The following is a 19,786-nucleotide window of genomic DNA, read 5'->3' on the forward strand; positions in this document are numbered from 1 at the left end:
CATCCCTTTCCGCGCGCGGAATTATTTGAGCAGCGCGACGATTTGTCTGGCAGGCCATCCATACATGGCTTTGGTGAGATGTCCGATGTTGAACCAAGGCAATTGCAGGATGAACAATAAGGACAAGTAAGAAGCCGGGAGGAGAAGGAGAATATACAGCACCTTCGTCCTGCGCTCCGACCGTGCGAAGCTGCGCCTATCCGCGAACAGGAGCGCCATCGCGATAATGACTACGACTAACAGGTTTTCCAGCAAGGGGCAACTCCTTCTGGCGCTGGCCGGAATATCGGCATTATTATTCCATTTTGCTGCTAAAATATGCAAGACACCGCGGTGCGAAGGAAGAAGGAATGCAAAAAGGCCCCGAAGGGCCTGTTGGCGGGGGATGTATAGGGTGGAATGCCATGAAGCCGTCTAAGCCTGTTCGATAAGAGAGGATTGGCGCCGTCTTAATTCCGCCAACTTTCGATCCTTGGCTCCCAGTTCGGTTTCCAGCTCCGCAACAATGCGGCGAATTAGCGCACGTTTCTCCCTCACGGATTCCGCCGCGTCCTTAATACGGCCCTGTACGACCCAGTCCATCAGGAAACCGTCGAAGAAGTAATCCGCGAAAGTCATCATCGACCCAATATCGATCGTCATTCCAACGTCGCGCTGAACGTCCTTTAATTCCTTCTCGAATCGACGCAATGAGCTCTGGGCGGAGTGAATCGCCGAGCGGGCATCATCGATATGGCCGTGTTTGGCCATAGTCGTAAGTAAACCGCCTCCGAGCATGTCCGCGGTTCCCCAGTTTCTGGCTGACTGCAGACGTTCGCTGGCGCGATCCAGAGAGGAGATGACGGACCGGCCGGCGTTAACGGCCTCGCGCAGCTCCTTGGCGTCTGCCTCCGTCTCCGCTTCCTCGTCAGACCACAGTTTTAGCTCCGACGCCAAGGCGGGATGGGCATCGTAGATGTGTTTTTCCTTCTCTCTCATGGCCGCTTCGATGTCTGACTCGACATAGCGGACTGGCGCGAGATTGGCTTCGATATCCGCGAGCTCCTTTTCGAGATCGGATACCGTATCCGAGGCTTCCTCATATTGAAGCTTGGCTTGCAGCAGCTCTGCTTCTTCTTCCGAGAGCTTCTCCTGTTTTTTGCCGATGAGGGAGTAGAATAGTCCGCCAAGCGACAATTTCTTCAGCCGGTCGACGTCTCTTTGTTCCTCATGAAGCCAGGCTTCAAGCCTGCCCAGATCCTCTTTGGCGTTTGCCAGACTCACCTTCAACTGCTCTCTGCTCGCGGTCCAGTTCGATTTCTGTCTTTGCCGATTTTTTAATTCGGCCAACCGGTCATTGTAATGCTGCAGCATGTTGCGTATCCTCCTCTTCTATTTAATAATGCGCGGCTAGGCTCTTCGTATGATCAAATACACGATCAGCCCTGCAACCGGGAATATCAGCGTGCCGATCAGCAACAGCAGCGCGTATTCGTTGCTCTTGCCCAGCTTCTTTGCATCCAGGTAAGCCCATACGCTCGTAGCGATATTAATCAGGAATAAGAAGAAACCGAACATGAGAAATATGCCGAATAATCCGAACCCCGACATGCGCAACTCTCCTTTCGTCCTCTTTGTGTATCCCTATGTACGTTAGCAAACGGATGATGTTTCGGTTTCGTGGAATTGGAGGGGAATATTGTAAAAGGGTTCGTAACAAAAAAAGCCAGCTTCCGGTAGTGAAACCGGTGCTGGCTGTAAAACGTGAAGTGCCGGATCAGTGGCCCCCGGCTTCGGAGTCGTTCGTTAAACGCAGTACCTCGAACAGCTTGAACAGCAGGCTGAGCAAAATCGCGACGATTGTCGCGAGCGCCATGCCGGTGAAGGATACATCGCCGAAAGTCAGCTTGACGCCGCTCAGGCCGACAACCAATACGACCGTTGTTAGGAACAGATTAGTAGGTTTGCTGTAATCCACCTTGGATTCCACGAGCATGCGCAGGCCGGAGGCTGCGATGACGCCGAAGAGTAGAAGCGATACGCCGCCCATAACGGGACCGGGAATGCCGGACACGAGGGAGGAGAACTTGCCCGAGAAGGACAGGATGATCGCGATTACGGCCGCGCCGCCGATGACGAAGGTGGAATATACCCGCGTAATCGCGAGTACGCCGATATTTTCGCCGTACGTCGTGTTCGGCGTCGAACCGACGAAGCCCGACAGAATGGTCGAGATGCCGTTGCCAAGCATGGAACGATGCAAGCCAGGGTCCTTGGACAGATCCTTCTCCACGATGTTTCCGGTAACGATGAGATGGCCGATGTGCTCCGCAATGACGACCAGGGCTGCCGGAGCGATTGCGATAATGGCGGTCCAATGGAACTCCGGAAAGGTGAGTGTCGGTGCGGCTAACCAGCCAGCCTTATCCAGTCCGCTAAAGTCGGTCATGCCCATAAAGTAAGCCAGCACATAGCCGAAGATGATGCCGAACAGGATGGGAATGATGCGCATGAAGCCTCGGAACAGAACAGAGCCCAGTACGGTGACCGCCATCGTGGATACGGCCAATAGGACGACATCGGTATCCATCGTCCAAGTCGGCGGATCTTCCGGGTAAGGGATAAAGCCGGACATCCTGGCCGCGACCGGAATAAGCTCCAGGCCGATGATCGCGACGATCGCGCCCATGGCTGCCGGAGGGAACACGACGTTTAGCCAGCCTGTACCCGTATATTGAATAATAAAAGCAACGACCGTAAAGATTACGCCGACGGCGATGAAGCCGCCCAGCGCAGCGGCGTAGCTGCCGCCGGATGCTTCGTTTGCGATTACGGCGCCGGCAGGGCCAAGGAAGGCGAAGCTGGAGCCGAGATAAGCCGGTATTTTGCCCTTCGTCACCAGAATGTAGAGCAAGGTGCCGATGCCGTTCATCAGCAGGCAGATCGCGGGATCCACCTTCAGAATGTTCGGTACGAGCACGGTTGAGCCAAACATGGCGAATAGATGCTGGAAGCTCAGCATCAAGCTTTGAAGATGCGGCGGTCTTTCGTGAACGCCAATGCTTTTTCTCATGGTATGTAAGATCTCCTTCGGGCAAATTGGACCGGAGCTCCGTCCGGCCGCTATGGATGATTCTACCTAGTTCGACAAAAGAGCGCAAGCGTTTTCTTGTGATTATTATTAGGCGGAGGGAGCACTTGCTTTCATTCCGTATAAATGAGACAAAGCTGCTCCGCGAAAGGTCCGTCAAGACCTTTCGAAGCAGCCCCATGACAGCCAATCGTGTAGTGGTTTCCTAATTCCAATTTCTATAGAGAAAGGGAACGGGATGAAAGGGAGGAGGGTAAGGGGAGTAGGCGGACTCGATGGGCCGCAGCGGGTAAGCATACGAACCGTGGCTTTGCTGCGTTTGCCCTTGCATCAGGCCGGCTCCCTGCTGTTGTCCCGACAGTCCTTGCCCCTGAATCGTCCCCATGCCGTAATCGGCTTGCGGGTACATGCCCGGCGTATTCCAGCTTCCATCATTTATGGCAGCCGGTCCATTGGACGATTGGCAGCCGGCGGGAGGACCGATGACGACGGTGGATTCGATCGGAGCCAGCGTCTCCTTTACCATGTCCTCATTGAGGCAATAATTGGCGGCAAGTACGGAAGCCGGCGTAAGACGCAGGATGTCCGAGCCGAAGATCGCTTCCGGTACCGGAGCATCGAAGATGGCCAGCAGATGCGTGTCATCCTGAGACGCCACCTCGTAGTGCCACCAGCCTTGCGGCACGTTGGCGACTTGCCCCGGTCCGATGGGGAAGTGAAGCAGCTCGTTCGTAAAAGGGTTAATCAGCGAGACGACAGCGGAGCCGGCAATGCAGTACACTAGCTCCGACGCGTTTTGATGATAGTGCGGCTCCACATAATTTTCCTTGTCCAGATAGATGTCCAGCAACGAGGAATTGCCCAGCGTATTCAACTGCTTGACGGATAACGAAAGAATGAAGTTATGGTCGTCTTTCTTAAAGAATACATTGTTCCTCAGATCGTATGTGAATTGAGTGTTCGGCGCAGCGTAATCCATGCTTGTTGCTTCCATCAGCTATCCATTCCCTTCATGACTTAAGTGCCACAATGCCTAGGGTAGTGTATGTTTTCGCCCAGTACATGGTGCATGGCTGAGAAGGCTAGAGGACTTGCGACAGCTTCCGGTATTCGGACGCCGATACGCCCTCGTGCTTGCGGAATTGCCGGCTGAAATAATGGATGCCGGAATATCCGACGGCGTCGCCGATCTCTTCGATCGACATGTCGGTCTCCCGCAGCAGCTTCCGGGCTTCGCGATGGCGTATGGAAGCGACATATTCGCCGGGCGGGCGTCCTACGAGCTCCCGGAACAGCTTGGCCGCATGATCGAGGCTTAGATCGAGCCGTTCGGCGATCATAGCGTTGGTCCAGGCGGCGGAAGGGTGCCGTTCGATCTCTTCTGCCAGCTCTTGCAAGCGGATAGCGTGCTGCGAAGAGAACGCGTGCGACCGGGAGTGCGGGAGCCGCAGCAGATGAGCAAGAATGTTTAACATCAGCGCCTTGCATGCAAGCTCGTAGCCAAGCGGACGCATCGTAAATTCGTTCACGAGCTGCTCCATTAACGCGACGCACGCGAGAGTTGGCGTATAGACCACTTGCTGGGACAGCGGCGGAAACACATCGGGGACGGCCTCCGTAGCGAATCGATCAAGACCTGGAGCGGCATCGCCCACGATCATATCGTACTCCGTATGGATATCGAGCTCCCCGAAGAAGTCGAAGTGGATGCCGAGGAAACGCGTGCCGCCGGGCGATACCACTTCGTTCTGATGCAGCACGCCCGACGGGAGGAAGATCAGGTGCCCGGTTGACAGCTCGTACCGACGGCCGTTCATGATTGTGGCGGCTTCTCCCTGGCTGACGTATAACAATTCGAAATTATAGATGCGCCTCGGCGCAAGCTTCCCCTGTTCCAGCTTTTGAGACTTCGCATAATGAATGACGGGGGACCACTCCCGGAATGGAGCGGTCCGCTGCAAGGGAAATACCGTTTTATGGATCGTCACAGCGCTTCACCTCTTTGTAGAGAAGTTACAGAAATTCCATAACGGAATCATGCAAATATTCGCTTGTATTGCTAAAGAAAGTCTCGCATAAATCTTTTATGATATAAGCATTATTACAGAAATATGGAGATATCGCAACGAAACGGAAATGGATAAAGGAGCGATTGCGTCGATGTCTCGGGACATGGATCTGAAACAATACTTATGCAGGCCTGCAAAGTGGATCGTCGGAAGCGAGACAGCAAGCGTTGGAGAGGGGCGGCAACTGGATTGGAGCGAGTGCGAAGCCGCGCCGTTATCCGAAACGGTAGACGGAGGCGCCGTCATTGAGCCTACGGAGTTCCAAGCCTGCTGGAGCCCGGATTATGTCTGGTTTCGAATCAGGTGCACGGACCATCATGTCTTCTCGCGCTTCACGCAGCGCGACGAGCCGCTGTACGAGGAGGACGTCGTGGAGCTGTTTATTGAAGAAGGGCATCAGGAGGCTGGTCCTTACGTCGAACTGGAGCTAAGTCCGCATAATGTGGTATTCGACGCAAGAGTGTGGAACGACGGCCAGGGCGGGATTGCCCGTATTGACGTGGAATGGAATATGGAAGGACTGCGGACGGAAGTTGTCAGGCAGGGCGACGAGCTCATCTATCACTTGGCGATTCCGACCGCTGGCTTCGCAAGGAAACCGGCGCCTGGCGCATGGTGGCGAATGAACGCCTACCGGATCGATCAGGACGAGAACGGTGTCCGGCAATACCAGGCATGGAGTCCGACGGGAGCGGTCAACTACCATCTGCCCGCGCGGTTCGGGATGCTGCGGTTTCTGGATCAAGGCGACAATCCAACTATCGAGGAGGAATGACGATGAAAAAAGGAATTAATATTTGGTCGTTCAAGGAAGGGACTTCTATTGCCGATGCTATCGCTCTTGCGAAAAAAGCGGGTTTTGACGGCATCGAGCTGTCCCTTAACGAGTCGGGCGAGCTGGGGCTGGATGCCGGCGACAAGGAGATTCTCGCCGTTCGCAGCCGTCTGGAGGATGCGGGGCTGGAGATTGCCGGTCTTGCTACCGGTCTTTACTGGTCGTACGCCATGACCAGCGAGGATAGCGGCATGCGCTCAAAGGCGGTCGACGTCTGCAAGAAGCAGCTGGAGGTCGCGGCCGCCCTAGGCGTCGACGCGATTTTGGTCATCCCCGGCGCCGTAGGCGTGGATTTTATTCCGGGAGCAGAGGTCGTGCCTTACGATAAAGCATACGACCGCGCGCTCGAAGCGATCGGCAGTCTCGTGCCGCATGCGGAAAGCGCTGGCGTGTCCATCGCGATCGAAAACGTATGGAACAAGTTCCTGTTGTCGCCGCTGGAGCTGAGAACATTTATAGATGCGCATGGCTCCCGTTATGTGGGTTCTTACTTCGACGTAGGCAATGTCGTGCACAGCGGGTACCCGGAGCATTGGATCCGCATTCTCGGCGACCGCATTAAAAAGGTTCACTTCAAGGATTACCGCCGTCAAGCGGGAGGACTGCACGGCTTCGTCGACTTGCTGGCGGGCGACGTGGATTACCCTGCGGTCGTATCGGCGCTGAAGGAAATCGGCTACGACAATTACGTGACGGCGGAGATGATTCCTCCGTACACCCATCACGCCGAGCAGATCATCTACAACACTTCGGGCGCTATGGACGCCATACTGGGCAGAACGGACCGCTAAGGGCGGATTACGCGATAAGGGAGAGGACATCTATGCTAAAAATCGGATTAATCGGTTTCGGATTTATGGGAAGGATGCACTTCGATAACTATGTACGATTGATGCAGGAAGGGGCGGACATTAAGCTTGTGGCGATCTGCGACAAGCTTATCGAGGAGTTGAAGGACGGTGCCGCTTGGGGCAATATCGCTACCGAGCAATCCGTATACGATCTGACCCCGTACAAGCTGTACGATTCCATAGAGGCCATGCTGTCGGAAGAGGAGCTGGACATCGTCGATATTACGCTGCCTACGCCGTTGCATGCGGACTTGACATGCTCCATGCTGGAGCGCGGCATTCATGTATTGTGCGAGAAGCCGGTAGCCCGCACCTCCGAGCAGGGCTGGCGCATGGCGGAAGCGGCTAAGCGCACGGGCAATACGCTGATGATCGGACAATGCCTGCGCTTCTGGCCAGCTTACGAATATTTAAAGGCCTGCGTAGAGGACGGACGCTACGGCGCCGTAACGTCGGGGAGTTTCTTCCGCGGAGGCGGATTGCCTCAGCCTTGGTTCCTTAACGGGGAACTGAGCGGCGGCTGCATGGTGGATATGCATATTCACGATACGGATGTCATCAACTGGCTGTTTGGCAAGCCGGAGAGCGTCTCTTCCATCGCGCGCAACGTAGTGCCGGGCAGCGCCTACGACGTCGTATCGACCAACTATGTCTATCCTGACGGCAAGGTGCTGAACGCGCAGGCCGACTGGACGCTGGGCGGCGACTTCGGCTTCTCGATGACATTCCGGGTGAACTTTGAGCGCGGCAATCTCGTATTCGAGAATAATGTGCTCAAGGTGAATCCGCATGACGGCGAAGGGTTTGTTGCCGAATTATCCCCGGATATGGGCTACTACCGCGAGATCAAGTATTTCGTCGAAGCGGTGGCGGCGGGAGAGCCGGTTACGATTTGTTCGCCGGAGAGCGCCGTCCAGTCGCTCGAAATCGTCGAGGCGGAGATTCGATCCGCGGACAGCAAGGGCGCATACGTCAACGTTTGAAAAACAAGCAAAGAGGCTTCTACCTTCGCGGGCAGAAGCCTTTTTGCCGAGTCCTGTTAAAATATAGGGAAGCATTCTTCGCAACTCTTTCCCTATATTACTCCGAATGAACCGAGCAGCGCAGCCAAAGGACGGCGACAGTCGTTTCACCTTGTTTGCAATGGTGCCTTCGTTCATAATATGATGGATTTATTCGAGCATCAAGGGCGCTCTCCGCGTCTTGAACGAAGGAGAATGGAAGAGATGAGCATGACGAATTACCAGATCGAGCAATTCAAGAAGCTGAAGACCGAAGTGACGCGGTTTATGATGATGTACCAATTTGCGCTCAACGAGCTGGAGACAAAGATCGAGATCGTGAAGGAAGAATTCCAGTTCCTGCACGACTATAATCCAATCGAACATACGAAGTCGAGAGTCAAGTCGCTGGAAAGCATTATGAACAAGATCGGCCGCAAGGGCATCGCGTTCTCTCTGGAGGATATTAAACGGGAGATCAAGGATATAGCAGGCCTGCGAATTACTTGCTCCTTTATTTCGGATATTTACCGGATCCGGGATATGCTGCAAAATCAGTTTAATCTGCATATCTTCGAAGTGAAGGACTATATCGAACATCCCAAGCCGAACGGCTATCGAAGCCTGCATTTGCTCGCGGAGGTGCCGGTCAACATGTCGGACGGAAGCGAAAGCGTCTGCGTCGAGATCCAGATTCGCACGATCGCGATGGACTTCTGGGCAAGTCTGGAGCATAAAATCTTTTACAAATACAATCAATCCGTGCCGGCCAGGCTAATCCAGGAGCTTAAGGAAGCTTCGGATTCCGCTAATCGTCTGGATCAGCAGATGGAGCGGCTGCATAGAGAAATCTCCGTCATCAAGGAGAATCAGGCTGACGATACGGAGGAACTAACCCGATTGTTCTTAAATAATAAGGCGTTCCAACTGCCTCAAGCTTTGTTGGAGCTGGGCAAAGAAGCCGAATAATCCGCCAAGCGGGCAGCATCTCGTCAACGATCGCTCTATGAGACTCTGGCAAGTCAAATCCTCTTCCGCCTGCTATTGGACAGCGATGTCGTTTTTTAGTAGGATAATAGAAATGGAAAGAGAGACTACAACGACAAGGGCGATTGGGGGAGATTGGATGTTGCAGCTGGGCTCCAAAGTCATCATAATATCGGATCAATACGAACAGAATCTTCCCGTTGGGGAGCATGGATATATTATTGCCTATGACCGCAATGCCGACAACGTGTTCGATTACGTAGTCAGAGTTCCGGCATCGAATCGCAATTTCTTGCTGCCTGACGAGGACGTCGAGCTGGAGGAAGTGCTGTTTCAAATGGAGGCGGAGCGGATCGAACGGGAGGCGCTGATCGATTACGCGCTTGCGACGCATAACGAAGAGCTGTTCTATCGAATCATGAAGGGCGACGGAGAGCAAGAGGATGAAGTAGCGGCGAAGGAGCCGCTGAGTCGGGAAGACTTTATTCGCCAGGTAAACCTCAAGGCCTGGATCTAATAGAGCTTGTCATGGGAGCGGACTTTGGTGTCCGCTTCTTTTTGCTGCTCTTCGAGAAATTGTTCGGCTCATGCGATTCGTTGCTTCTTACTAATTGATGTACGCGCCGAATGTAGGCTATAATGATGGGTATGACTGACGCAGAGAAGGAGAGTTACCGATGAGCATTACGCTGAAGGATGTCGAGCATGTCGCTAATCTGGCGCGGCTGGAATTGTCGGATGCCGAGAAGGCGCAATTTACCGACCAGTTGAACGCCATTTTGAAATACGCGGAGAAGCTGAACGAGCTGAATACGGACGAGATCGAGCCGACCAGCCACGTGCTGCCGATCACGAACGTCATGAGGGACGACGTGCGCAAGGAGTCGCTGCCGATCGAGAAGGTGCTGCTTAACGCGCCGGACGAAGAAGACGGACAAATCAAAGTGCCTGCGGTGCTTGAATCATAATTTGCTAGGATTTGAAGGGAGGAGCTACTGTTGGCATTGTTTGATCTGCGCCTGCAGGACGTACATAACAAGTTAAAGGGCAAGGAGCTTTCCGTGGCGGAGCTCGTGGATAGCTCGTTCGAACGGATCGCGAAGACGGATTCCGCGATCGGGGCTTTTCTATCATTAAACGAGGACGGCGCCCGCACGCAAGCCGCCGAACTGGACAAGACGCTGCAAGCCGGCGGCGAACGCGGCCTGCTGTTCGGCCTGCCCGCCGGCATTAAGGACAATATCGTAACGGAAGGCTTGACCACGACTTGCGCAAGCCAATTCCTGAGCAATTACAAGCCGATCTACAACTCAACGGCTGCTGGCAAGCTAAACGCGGCCGACGCCGTTACTATCGGCAAGCTAAACATGGATGAATTCGCGATGGGCGGCTCCAATGAAAATTCCAGCTTCCATCCGACTCGCAATCCCTGGAATACCGATTACGTGCCGGGAGGCTCCAGCGGCGGCTCTGCGGCATCTGTAGCGGCCGGACAAGTCTACTTCTCGCTGGGCTCCGACACGGGCGGCTCCATCCGCCAGCCAGCTGCCTATTGCGGCATCGTAGGCTTGAAGCCGACGTACGGCTTGATATCGCGCTTCGGCCTCGTGGCTTTCGCCAGCTCGCTCGACCAGATCGGCCCGCTGACGAAAAACGTGGAGGATTCGGCTTACGTGCTTCAAGCGATCGCCGGCTACGACGCCAGCGACTCGACGTCCGCGAAGGTGGACATCCCGGATTATACGGCCGCGCTGACCGGCGACGTCAAGGGACTCCGTATCGGCGTTCCCAAGGAATATCTCGGTGCGGGAATCGATCCGCGCGTTAAGGAAGCGGTTATGGACGCTCTTCGCGTATATGAGTCGCTTGGCGCGACTTGGGAAGAGATCTCGCTGCCGCATACGGAATATGCGATTGCAGCGTACTATTTGCTCGCATCCTCGGAGGCATCGTCCAACTTGGCGCGCTTCGACGGCGTGCGTTACGGCGTGCGCGCGGACAATCCGGACAATCTGGTCGATCTGTATCGCAAATCCCGAAGCCAAGGCTTCGGCGCGGAAGTCAAACGCCGGATCATGTTGGGCACGTACGCGCTCAGCTCCGGTTATTACGATGCCTATTACTTGAAGGCGCAAAAGGTTCGCACGCTGATCAAAGGCGACTTCGACAAGGCGTTCCAGCAATATGATCTCATTATCGGTCCAACGGCGCCGACGCCGGCATTCCGCATCGGCGAGCAGGTTGGAGATCCGCTCACGATGTATTTGAACGACATCTGCACCATTCCGGTCAGCCTGGCGGGCGTTCCGGCCATCAGCGTGCCGTGCGGACAAGCCGATGGCTTGCCGATCGGGCTGCAAATCATCGGCAAGGCGTTCGACGAATCGACGGTGCTGCGCGCCGCTCATGCGTTCGAAGCGCACACGGACTATCATAAGCTGCGTCCGCAGCTGTAATTCGAACGGAAGGGAACGATAAGAATGTCAGTATCGAACAAATACGAGACGGTCGTCGGGCTGGAAGTGCACGTCGAGCTCCATACGAACAGCAAGATCTTTTGCGGCTGCTCGACCGCCTTCGGCGCGCCGCCCAATACCCATACGTGTCCGGTCTGTCTCGGACATCCCGGCGTCTTGCCGGTCCTGAACAAGCAAGCCGTGGAGTACGCGATGAAAGCGGCGATGGCGCTAAACTGCACGGTCGCGGATGTTAGCAAATTCGACCGCAAAAACTACTTTTACCCGGATTCGCCCAAAGCGTACCAAATCTCGCAATACGATCAGCCGATCGGCGAGCATGGCTGGATCGACATCGAGGTGAACGGGGAGACGAAACGCATCGGCATTACCCGTCTTCATCTGGAAGAAGACGCGGGCAAGCTGACGCATGTGGACGGCGGCTACGCGTCGCTAGTCGACTTTAACCGCGTAGGCACGCCGCTTGTCGAGATTGTCTCCGATCCGGATATTCGCACGCCGGAGGAAGCCAAGGCGTATCTGGAGAAGCTGCGCGCGATCATGTTGTATTGCGACGTATCCGACGTCAAGATGGAAGAAGGCAGCCTGCGCTGCGACGCCAATATCAGCTTGCGTCCATACGGACAAGAGAAATTCGGCACGCGCGCCGAGCTCAAGAACATGAACTCGTTCCGCAGCGTGCAGCGCGGCCTGGAGTACGAGCAGGTCCGCCAGGCGGAAATTCTGGATGGCGGGGGCGAAGTCGTGCAGGAGACGCGGCGCTACGACGACGCTGTCGGCAAGTCGTTTTCGATGCGCGGCAAGGAAGAAGCGCATGATTATCGTTACTTCCCGGATCCGGATCTTGTCCGTCTGCATATTAGCGAGGAGTGGAAGGAGAACGTACGCGCCTCCATACCGGAGCTTCCAGATGCACGCAAGGCACGCTACCAGGCCGATTACGGTTTGTCCTCCTATGATGCCGACGTTATTACGGCATCCAAGAAGCTTGCCGACTTGTTCGAGGAGAGTCTTGCCTATACGAAGGACGCAAAGGCTGTGGCGAACTGGGTCATGGGCGATCTGCTCGGTTATCTCAATGCCAATAATCTGGAGCTGTCGGACGTAAAGCTGACCGGTCAAGGCCTTGGCGAGATGATCGGACTTCTGGAGAAAGGCACGATCAACGGCAAGATTGCGAAGACCGTCTTCAAGGCGATGCTGGAGAACGGCAAGCTGCCGGGTCAGATCGTCGAGGAGCAAGGACTTGTACAGATTAGCGATGAAGGCGCGATTTTGGCGATCGTCGATGCCGTGATCGAAAGAAATCCGCAATCCGTGGAGGACTTCCGGGCAGGCAAGGAGAAGGCGATCGGCTTCCTTGTCGGACAGATTATGAAGGAAACGAAAGGCAAGGCCAATCCGGCACTCGTAAACAAGATGCTGCTTGATCGGCTAAGCTGACATAGACCCGGACGCGAACGGCGGGGGATATAGAGCGAAGGCGCGGTTCATCCTAGAGATGGACTGCGCTTTTTGTTCGTTTTTGATATCCCGCCGATTTGGGTATTCATGCATCCGGCCATTAATAGTCTGATAAACGTCGGACATATCCGGCGATTTCGAAAAAAAGGCGGGGTATTTATGGATATGTTTGTTGCTGCGGCAAGGGATCCCTGGTTCATTAACGAATTGGACATTGCCGCCCGACTTGGGCTCGCGATCGTGCTTGGGGGGTTGATCGGCTTCGAACGAGAATCGTCCAATCATGCTGCCGGCTTCCGAACCAATATCCTGGTTTGCTTGGGAGCCTGCTTGTTGATGTTGTTATCGATCTATGGATTCGCGGACTTTGTGGAAGAGCCCAATGTGCGTGTAGACCCTGCGCGTCTGGCTGCAGCCGTTATTACCGGGGTAGGCTTCCTTGGAGCGGGTACGATTCTATTTACGGGCAAATCGATTACGGGACTGACTACGGCGGCTTCCTTATGGGTTGTTGCGGCTATCGGTCTCGCTGTCGGAGCGGGCTTCTACTTTGCATCGGCGACAGTTACGGTTATGGCATTATTAACATTATGGGGTTTTAACAAGATCGAGAAGAAGTTTATGAATGCGAAGAAGGACAGAATAATCAAGATTGAAGCTCATGATCTGTCCCCCTTGCTGAGCAAGATTAACGACATGCTGGACCAACGCAAGGTTACGATTCGCAAAATGTCGATGGAAACCGTAGCTGCTTCAAGGCAGAGCGGAGACGAAGCCTTGACGAGGCTGATTCTTCATGTCAGGATGCCTTCGCGCAAGAAGGATCCCGCCGTTCGGTTGCTCGACGAGTTGAATAAATTGGAGGGCATACGTTGGGTAAGCTCCGAATAACGCAACGAAAACGGGCGTGGCTTGCGGTCTTGCTTGCGTTCGGGATCCCGGGTATGGGACATGTGTACAATGGACAATATTCGCGCGGCTTGCTGCTTCTTGCCGGCTTGTTGCTGGATGTTACCGCCATCTTCCGGCTTGCCGATTCCGACGGCGGCAGACATCTGCTGTTAATCGTTTATCTGGGCATGCTGCTGCCCGTCTTCTATTTCGTCAGCGTGTACGAGGCTCTTCAACTCAAGGAGATTCCGCGAGAAGAGCGGATGCCTGTGCGTCTGGCGCACGGCATTTTGCTTGCTTTGTCGGGAATCGTCATGATGATTATGGTCAAGCCGCCGGACATGCTGCTGCCTTGGATGAACGAGCTGGCGGAGCTGATTGTCGGTCCGCTGCTCATGACGCTCGCTTGCGTCGTCGTATGGACAGCAGCGAGGAGAGGAGGGGGCGCCGTGTTTAAGCTGGGGCGGCTGACGGCTGCCATTCTGATCCTGAGCGTCGGAGCGCTGCTGCTCTGGGACCAGGCGAGGGGATCAAGCGATATTGCGCTTCTTGGCGACTGGTGGCCGCTTCTGTTCCTGCTGCTTGGCATTGAGGTCATCCTGTACAGTACGGTGCTTCGAGCCAAATCCGCCAAGCTGAAATTTGATTTGTCCGGCGCCGCCGCGGCGCTTGTCGTTACGGTGACGGCTTACGCGGTGACGCAATATGCGGACTTCCCTGTCCGCTGGCTGGACCAATTTAACGTCGATTTAAACGGAATGGTCGATTACGGCGATGAGAAGGGCTACCGCATCGACAAAAATGTGATGAAGGTGCTTGTTGACGAGGATTTGTCATCGATTACGGTCAAAAATGTTAACGGCAATGTGACTCTCCGCGCCGATGACGTTGCAGGAATCGAGGTCTACTCCACCGTGTGGGTCGATGCCGGAGACGAAAACGAATCGAAGCGGATTGCCGAGCAGTCGACCGTCGACGTGACGCCTGGCAACGAGATTGTGCTGGAAGCCAAAGGACAGCGGTATGGAGCTGATAACAACCGCGTTCCCAAGATGAATCTGACGGTTGTGGTGCCGCGTATCGAACCTAGCGTCAAGCTGTCACCTCCGGATGTGCAGCAGGATGAGCAAGATGATCAAGGCGGAATCGAGGGCGATGGACAAATAGAGGACGCGGAAGGAGCACTAGCGACCCCGTCCACGGATATTGAAGCCGATGGATCAGAAAGTCATTCAGGCAATACTCCGACAGCTTCTTCCGAGACCGTGCAAACGCTGGAAGAACAACTCGCGGCACTGCCGGGGGATGAGCTTTCGCTTGCTTTACCCGATTTCGAATGGGAAATGTCGCCGCCCCCGGCAGCTCCTTCCGCCATCAGGGTTGCGATTGAGAACACCAATGGCGATACGGAGGTTACGGATCTGGTCGCTGAAGACGGATTAACCGTGAAGAGCGGAGATGGCAATATCAGGGTCGCGCGAATTATCGGTCCGCTTGCCGTAACGGGTAACAGCGGGAGCATCGAGGTCGATACGCTGGACGGTTCCAGCACGCTGGAATTGAAAAACGGCGAAATCACCGTCAATGACACGACCGGCGGCGCGTTATATGCGGTTACATCCAACGGGAACATTTCGTTGGGAGGAGTTTGGGAAGATGCGGAAGCCGAGACCAAGAACGGCAGCATTACGATAGCGGAAGCGTACGGACCGGTAAAGGCGAGCACGATGAACGGCGGCATTGCCGTAAGCAGCAGCCAGGTTGGCGGCAATTGGGATCTCGACAGCTCCGTGGGCGAGATTAAGGTTGTTGTGCCAGAACGGGGCGACTATTCGCTTTACGGCTCGGTAACGTTTGGCAAGATCAATGCCGAGATGCCGTTCAGGCAGATCCGCAAGACAGTGAGGGGAACGGTAGGGACAGGCGTATACCGGATTCATATTAATGCAACTAACAGCATAACCATTGAAAGTCAGGACACTACTTAGAGGCGCTTTCATTGACAAAATCTTTGAACTGAACGTACAATAGATTATAACGATTATTAATTAACAATAAAGAAAGGCGTGAGGGGAATGGCAGCCAACGTTCATTCGGCACTGGAACAACTGAAGATGAATGGCGTTCGTATGACCCCGCAGCGACACGCCATACTGGGATATTTGATGGATACCAAGTCACATCCGACCGCCGACGAGATCTACAAGGCGCTGTCGCCGACTTATCCGAGCATGAGCGTTGCGACGATTTACAATAACTTAAGGCTGTTTGTGGAAGCGGGCCTGGTTCGAGAGCTGACATACGGAGATGATTCCAGCCGATTCGACGCTGACTTGTCCGACCATTATCATGCAATCTGCAAGGGCTGCGGCCAGATCGTAGACTTCGGATACCCGCCGCTGCTGGAGGTCGAGAAGGTAGCCTCGAAGGAAACGGGATTTACCGTTCACGGGCATCGAATGGAAATATATGGGTTGTGCGCTACTTGCAACACTTAAGACGGATTCGTCGTCTATAGAATTGGATAATGGCTATTATAACGTGCTGGGCAGCGTTCTGACGCTACTTCTTGCACGTTTTTATTTGAGGTGACAGCTGTTTCCGTACAATATCGAACTATAAGGAGAGTGAGTGCTTGGAGACGAATTACGTCCGCTCGCCGCGCAAGAAGCGGAGAGTCGGATTCATGACACTGGTATTCCTATTTATGATTTCAGCTATAGCTACCTTCGGGTGGTTCGGATATATGAAGTATGTACCAAGCAGGGAATATCAAGCGCCTGCGTACGCATCGACGAATCCCATCATGATCGGCGGCAAGGAAATGGGGCATGGAGCGTTGATCGAGAACGGCGAGGTAAAGCTCCCGCTGCCCGTATTGGAGGAGCTCTTCGCCCAGGACAAGCCTCTTCATTACGAAAGCTCGACGGGGACGATTGTGCTGACGAGCGCGGACAAGGTGCTTCGGCTCAAGACGGATACGCTGACCGGCATCCTGAACAGACAGCCTTACAAGCTGACAATAGCGGCGGAAGTAACGAATGAAACGGTGTACATTCCGTCTGCGCCCTTGAAAGAGCTGTATGGCCTCCGAGTGGATTATGATGCGGAGAGCGGCATCGTCACGCTTCTTACGGAAGGAGAAACGGTGCCGCTGGTAGAAGCAAAACCCGAAAAGGGGGCGGCGGTTCGCACGGGACCCTCTATACGCGAGCCCTACTTGCTTAAATTGCCTCAAGGAGAGAAGCTTCGCGTCTGGGAGGAGAATGAAGGCTGGCTGCTCGTACAGAGCGGCGATGGTCATATCGGCTACATCAGAGAGAAGGATGCGACGCCTGCCGGCTCCGAGACGGTAACCGAAGTAGAACGAGACGACCCGTTCGTGCCGTGGAAGCTGGACGGCCGAAAGATCAATCTGACCTGGGAAGCGGTTTATGAGCGCCGCATTGATCCCGCCAAGATCGGCGAGATGCCGGGCCTTAATGTGGTTAGTCCGACGTGGTTCGAACTGATTGACGGTACGGGGGCGATTAAAGGCAAAGCGGATTCCGCTTATGTAAAATGGGCGCATGACAGAGGGTATCAGGTATGGGCGTTGTTTAGCAACGGCTTCGAGCCTGATCGGACGACGGAGGCGCTGGCGACGGTAGAATCCCGATTTGTTATGATTCAGCAACTGCTCGCCTTTGCGGAGATGTACAACCTTCAAGGCTTTAACATCGACTTCGAGAATGTCTATACGAAGGATAAGGAAAATCTCGTTCAGTTTATGAAGGAGCTGACTCCATTGCTGCACGAAGCGGACCTGGTCGTATCGATCGACGTCACTCCCAAGTCGAACAGCGAGATGTGGTCGGTCTTCCTGGATCGCGAAGCGCTTGGCCGGACGGTAGATTACATGATGGTGATGGCCTACGACGAGCATTGGGCGTCGAGTCCGAAGTCCGGCTCTGTTGCATCGCTTCCATGGACGGAGCAATCCATCGCCCGCATACTGGAAGAGGATAAAGTGCCCCCGGGCAAGCTGATTCTCAGCATGCCGCTTTATACGAGAATTTGGAGCGAGGAGACGGGCGAGGACGGCAAACTTAAAGTTTCGTCAAAGGCCGTGGGCATGGAGCGAGTGAAGACGATTATTCAAGAGAAGGGGCTAAAGCCCGTGTTAGATACGGCTTCGGGACAGAATTACGTGGAATACGACGAAAATGGCATCAAGCAGCGGATTTGGATCGAAGACGATATGTCCATGAAGGCAAGAGTTGAGCTCGTGCACAAGTATAAACTTGCAGGGGTCGCGACTTGGCAAAGGACTTTCCAGACGCCATCCATCTGGCAAACGATCGACGAAGCCTTGCATGACTAGCTGAAAGCTCTAATTCAAATCATCATCATCATTTTAATCAAAAACCTCCATGCTCAAGCGGCTTAAATGCATGCCGCTAAGCATGGAGGTTTTTTTGTGGCTTCGTACGAAGTTATGCATTGACCTCGTTGGCGGCATCTCTGGCTTGATTTGGATCAAGTGTCAGCATCGTTCTGCAGAACATGCAACGGTCCGTCTTGCCCAACATCTTGGTCTGGCGTCCGCATTCCGGACACACCAGCATAGTAGCGCTCGTCGACATCATGCCGGCCCAGAAGTAGACGGCAACGCTGATCAGCAGCGAGATCATGCCGAAGATCATAAAGATGCCTGCAACGATCTTGCCGGCTTGCCCCCACAATACGATTCCGGCCGTTCCAAGGATCATGATACCCATGCCGACAAGCGTGAATACGAGTCCCCAGAGGCGGAATTCATTGATTTTGGCCGATTTGAAAAAAATTCTGTTCATGGTTCAAACCCTTCCTATTACTATTGGCTTACGAAATTGAGACTGGAAAGCTTCGTGTAAAAGCAGGAAACCGCAAGGTTGTTGTCGAAAAGAAATAAATCTGTAGATTATTATTATAGCCTAATAGAAGGCGATAAGCTATACGGAGGAGCCCAGTGGAGCATATCAGAACGCAATTCTTAGACATCTTTCGGGAACGCCCCGGACTGCTATCCCTAGCCGTCATCGAGAACCCTTACCTCTATAATCCGCTAATGGATGGGCTGGATGCGCTTGTATTGGCCGTGCTCAGCGAAGAAGCGCAGACGGAATACGCAAAGCATATTCGAGTGGGCGGCGCGCGCTTGTTAGTCAGAGCTGTTCGTCAAGATACGATTCAGAGCTGGATTGCGTCAGGGGAACATCGGCATTATATCGATTGGTTGGTACGGGGGGAGATATTATTGGATCGCGACGGTTATTTGGCGGGCGTACGTGAGCGGTTGTCGTCATTCCCGGATTCCATGCGCGAGAGGAAGCGGTTCACGGAGTTCACCGGCTTTCTTAAAACGTACTTGCAAGCCAAGCAGGATCTAGTGGAAGGCAACTTGCTGGATGCATACAGTTATGTGCTGCAGGCGTTAACCTACTGGGCACACATCGTGCTAATAGAAGAAGGCAGGCATCCGGAGCTTACGGTATGGAAGCAGCTTAAGCGAGTTCATCCCGGCGTCTACAAATTATACGAAGAGCTGACGGCGAGTCCGGAGACACTCGAGCAGCGGGTGCAGCTTGTCATGTTAGCCTGCGAGTTCTCTGTCATGAGTCTCATGAAATCTTGCTGCGAGCCTCTGATCCGCATCATGAATTCCCGAACCGAACCTTGGAGTCTGGGAGAGCTGCAGACTCACCCGCAGCTGGCGGAACATCAGCTTGAGTTGTCGCTTGTCATACAGAAGCTGGTGAAACGGGCTTATGTACGGGAAGTGGCCGTTATGAAGGATAACAACGACAACGGAGCTATCGAGCTTCGATATACGATTATGAATGCTTAAAGTTTGCCGCCTCTGTCGATGGGAGTTCCAATCGGAATGGAACCTCCTTCCGCAGAGGTTTTATTGTTAGATGGAACTAAGTTTGCGTGTGAATTTTAAGTTGACTGGTCTACGAGGGTTATGATAAATTGGAATTCGCCGCTGGTTCAGGCGGGGCGGATGTAGAACGTCCAGTCAAAAAAATGTCGAATGCTGAAAAAAAGTACTTGCAATGAGCTAGGCAGCTGTGATATATTATTTCTTGTCGCCGCGAGAGATTGACGCCGGCAACG

The 19,786-nt window shown here is 54.1% G+C and carries 20 protein-coding genes; 13 read left to right on the top strand and 7 right to left on the bottom strand.

Features of this window, described 5'->3' with window-relative positions; genetic code table 11:
- Positions 1 to 21: 21 nt before the first annotated feature.
- The 6 genes from B1748_RS02590 to B1748_RS02615 form a co-directional block, all read right to left on the bottom strand.
- Positions 22 to 255 (bottom strand): hypothetical protein, encoded by a 234-nt coding sequence (locus tag B1748_RS02590; RefSeq protein ID WP_087566317.1) that lies wholly within the window; start codon positions 253 to 255, stop codon positions 22 to 24.
- A gap of 159 nt (positions 256 to 414) precedes the next feature.
- Positions 415 to 1,353, bottom strand: coding sequence for a hypothetical protein (locus tag B1748_RS02595; RefSeq protein ID WP_087566318.1), 939 nt, complete (start codon positions 1,351 to 1,353; stop codon positions 415 to 417).
- A 36-nt stretch (positions 1,354 to 1,389) separates the two neighbouring features.
- Entirely contained in the window at positions 1,390 to 1,590 is a 201-nt protein-coding gene (locus B1748_RS02600; protein WP_087566319.1) for a hypothetical protein, read from the bottom strand.
- Positions 1,591 to 1,756: 166 nt separating this feature from the next.
- Entirely contained in the window at positions 1,757 to 3,052 is a 1,296-nt protein-coding gene (uraA, locus tag B1748_RS02605; RefSeq protein WP_087566320.1) for a uracil permease, read from the bottom strand.
- Between the two features lie 223 nt (positions 3,053 to 3,275).
- Complete coding sequence (locus tag B1748_RS02610; RefSeq protein ID WP_087566321.1) at positions 3,276 to 4,064, bottom strand: cupin domain-containing protein; 789 nt, start codon at positions 4,062 to 4,064, stop codon at positions 3,276 to 3,278.
- An 88-nt stretch (positions 4,065 to 4,152) separates the two neighbouring features.
- The gene (locus B1748_RS02615; RefSeq protein WP_087566322.1) at positions 4,153 to 5,058 is read right to left on the bottom strand and encodes a helix-turn-helix transcriptional regulator; all 906 of its coding nucleotides are present in this window, start codon (positions 5,056 to 5,058) and stop codon (positions 4,153 to 4,155) included.
- Between the two features lie 172 nt (positions 5,059 to 5,230).
- Here B1748_RS02615 and B1748_RS02620 point away from each other — a divergent pair, with 172 nt between their 5' ends.
- The 12 genes from B1748_RS02620 (at position 5,231) to B1748_RS02675 (ending at position 18,008) form a co-directional block, all read left to right on the top strand.
- On the top strand, positions 5,231 to 5,914 hold the full coding sequence (locus tag B1748_RS02620; RefSeq protein ID WP_256975495.1) for a carbohydrate-binding family 9-like protein: 684 nt from the start codon (positions 5,231 to 5,233) through the stop codon (positions 5,912 to 5,914).
- A gap of 2 nt (positions 5,915 to 5,916) precedes the next feature.
- Positions 5,917 to 6,765, top strand: a complete 849-nt coding sequence (locus tag B1748_RS02625) for a sugar phosphate isomerase/epimerase family protein (protein ID WP_087566323.1) — start codon at positions 5,917 to 5,919, stop codon at positions 6,763 to 6,765.
- Positions 6,766 to 6,797: 32 nt separating this feature from the next.
- On the top strand, positions 6,798 to 7,808 hold the full coding sequence (locus tag B1748_RS02630; RefSeq protein ID WP_087566324.1) for a Gfo/Idh/MocA family protein: 1,011 nt from the start codon (positions 6,798 to 6,800) through the stop codon (positions 7,806 to 7,808).
- A 249-nt stretch (positions 7,809 to 8,057) separates the two neighbouring features.
- Positions 8,058 to 8,795, top strand: a complete 738-nt coding sequence (locus B1748_RS02635) for a GTP pyrophosphokinase (RefSeq protein ID WP_087566335.1) — start codon at positions 8,058 to 8,060, stop codon at positions 8,793 to 8,795.
- A 157-nt stretch (positions 8,796 to 8,952) separates the two neighbouring features.
- On the top strand, positions 8,953 to 9,330 hold the full coding sequence (locus B1748_RS02640) for an ATPase (RefSeq protein WP_087566325.1): 378 nt from the start codon (positions 8,953 to 8,955) through the stop codon (positions 9,328 to 9,330).
- A 160-nt stretch (positions 9,331 to 9,490) separates the two neighbouring features.
- Positions 9,491 to 9,781, top strand: a complete 291-nt coding sequence (gene gatC, locus B1748_RS02645) for an Asp-tRNA(Asn)/Glu-tRNA(Gln) amidotransferase subunit GatC (protein ID WP_087566326.1) — start codon at positions 9,491 to 9,493, stop codon at positions 9,779 to 9,781.
- A gap of 30 nt (positions 9,782 to 9,811) precedes the next feature.
- The gene (gatA, locus tag B1748_RS02650) at positions 9,812 to 11,269 is read left to right on the top strand and encodes an Asp-tRNA(Asn)/Glu-tRNA(Gln) amidotransferase subunit GatA (protein WP_087566327.1); all 1,458 of its coding nucleotides are present in this window, start codon (positions 9,812 to 9,814) and stop codon (positions 11,267 to 11,269) included.
- A 24-nt stretch (positions 11,270 to 11,293) separates the two neighbouring features.
- A complete protein-coding gene (gene gatB / locus B1748_RS02655) occupies positions 11,294 to 12,733 on the top strand; it encodes an Asp-tRNA(Asn)/Glu-tRNA(Gln) amidotransferase subunit GatB (RefSeq protein WP_087566328.1) in 1,440 nt (479 codons plus the stop codon).
- A gap of 186 nt (positions 12,734 to 12,919) precedes the next feature.
- Complete coding sequence (locus B1748_RS02660; RefSeq protein WP_087566336.1) at positions 12,920 to 13,645, top strand: MgtC/SapB family protein; 726 nt, start codon at positions 12,920 to 12,922, stop codon at positions 13,643 to 13,645.
- Positions 13,627 to 15,633: a DUF4097 family beta strand repeat-containing protein gene (locus tag B1748_RS02665; RefSeq protein WP_087566329.1), complete on the top strand. Its 2,007-nt coding sequence runs from the start codon at positions 13,627 to 13,629 to the stop codon at positions 15,631 to 15,633. Before B1748_RS02660 ends, B1748_RS02665 begins: the two co-directional genes overlap by 19 nt.
- Before the next feature lie 87 nt (positions 15,634 to 15,720).
- A complete protein-coding gene (locus tag B1748_RS02670; RefSeq protein ID WP_087566330.1) occupies positions 15,721 to 16,143 on the top strand; it encodes a Fur family transcriptional regulator in 423 nt (140 codons plus the stop codon).
- Positions 16,144 to 16,280: 137 nt separating this feature from the next.
- Complete coding sequence (locus tag B1748_RS02675; RefSeq protein ID WP_087566331.1) at positions 16,281 to 18,008, top strand: glycosyl hydrolase family 18 protein; 1,728 nt, start codon at positions 16,281 to 16,283, stop codon at positions 18,006 to 18,008.
- A 112-nt stretch (positions 18,009 to 18,120) separates the two neighbouring features.
- Here the strand turns inward: B1748_RS02675 and B1748_RS02680 are convergent, their stop codons facing one another.
- Complete coding sequence (locus B1748_RS02680) at positions 18,121 to 18,471, bottom strand: YgzB family protein (RefSeq protein ID WP_087566337.1); 351 nt, start codon at positions 18,469 to 18,471, stop codon at positions 18,121 to 18,123.
- Positions 18,472 to 18,635: 164 nt separating this feature from the next.
- On the opposite strand from B1748_RS02680, the gene B1748_RS02685 reads away from it, so the two are divergent.
- On the top strand, positions 18,636 to 19,514 hold the full coding sequence (locus B1748_RS02685; RefSeq protein WP_087566332.1) for a nucleotidyltransferase-like protein: 879 nt from the start codon (positions 18,636 to 18,638) through the stop codon (positions 19,512 to 19,514).
- Positions 19,515 to 19,786: the final 272 nt, after the last annotated feature.

This window comes from Paenibacillus sp. MY03 (assembly GCF_002165585.1).
Taxonomy (GTDB): domain Bacteria; phylum Bacillota; class Bacilli; order Paenibacillales; family Paenibacillaceae; genus Pristimantibacillus; species Pristimantibacillus agaridevorans.

Coding starts and splice junctions, on each gene's coding strand:
- B1748_RS02595 (WP_087566318.1), bottom strand. CDS start 1,353: ATGCTGCAGCATTACAATGACCGGTTGGCCGAATTAAAAAATCGGCAA.
- B1748_RS02600 (WP_087566319.1), bottom strand. CDS start 1,590: ATGTCGGGGTTCGGATTATTCGGCATATTTCTCATGTTCGGTTTCTTC.
- uraA (WP_087566320.1), bottom strand. CDS start 3,052: ATGAGAAAAAGCATTGGCGTTCACGAAAGACCGCCGCATCTTCAAAGC.
- B1748_RS02610 (WP_087566321.1), bottom strand. CDS start 4,064: ATGGAAGCAACAAGCATGGATTACGCTGCGCCGAACACTCAATTCACA.
- B1748_RS02620 (WP_256975495.1), top strand. CDS start 5,231: ATGTCTCGGGACATGGATCTGAAACAATACTTATGCAGGCCTGCAAAG.
- B1748_RS02625 (WP_087566323.1), top strand. CDS start 5,917: ATGAAAAAAGGAATTAATATTTGGTCGTTCAAGGAAGGGACTTCTATT.
- B1748_RS02630 (WP_087566324.1), top strand. CDS start 6,798: ATGCTAAAAATCGGATTAATCGGTTTCGGATTTATGGGAAGGATGCAC.
- B1748_RS02635 (WP_087566335.1), top strand. CDS start 8,058: ATGACGAATTACCAGATCGAGCAATTCAAGAAGCTGAAGACCGAAGTG.
- B1748_RS02640 (WP_087566325.1), top strand. CDS start 8,953: ATGTTGCAGCTGGGCTCCAAAGTCATCATAATATCGGATCAATACGAA.
- gatC (WP_087566326.1), top strand. CDS start 9,491: ATGAGCATTACGCTGAAGGATGTCGAGCATGTCGCTAATCTGGCGCGG.
- gatB (WP_087566328.1), top strand. CDS start 11,294: ATGTCAGTATCGAACAAATACGAGACGGTCGTCGGGCTGGAAGTGCAC.
- B1748_RS02660 (WP_087566336.1), top strand. CDS start 12,920: ATGTTTGTTGCTGCGGCAAGGGATCCCTGGTTCATTAACGAATTGGAC.
- B1748_RS02670 (WP_087566330.1), top strand. CDS start 15,721: ATGGCAGCCAACGTTCATTCGGCACTGGAACAACTGAAGATGAATGGC.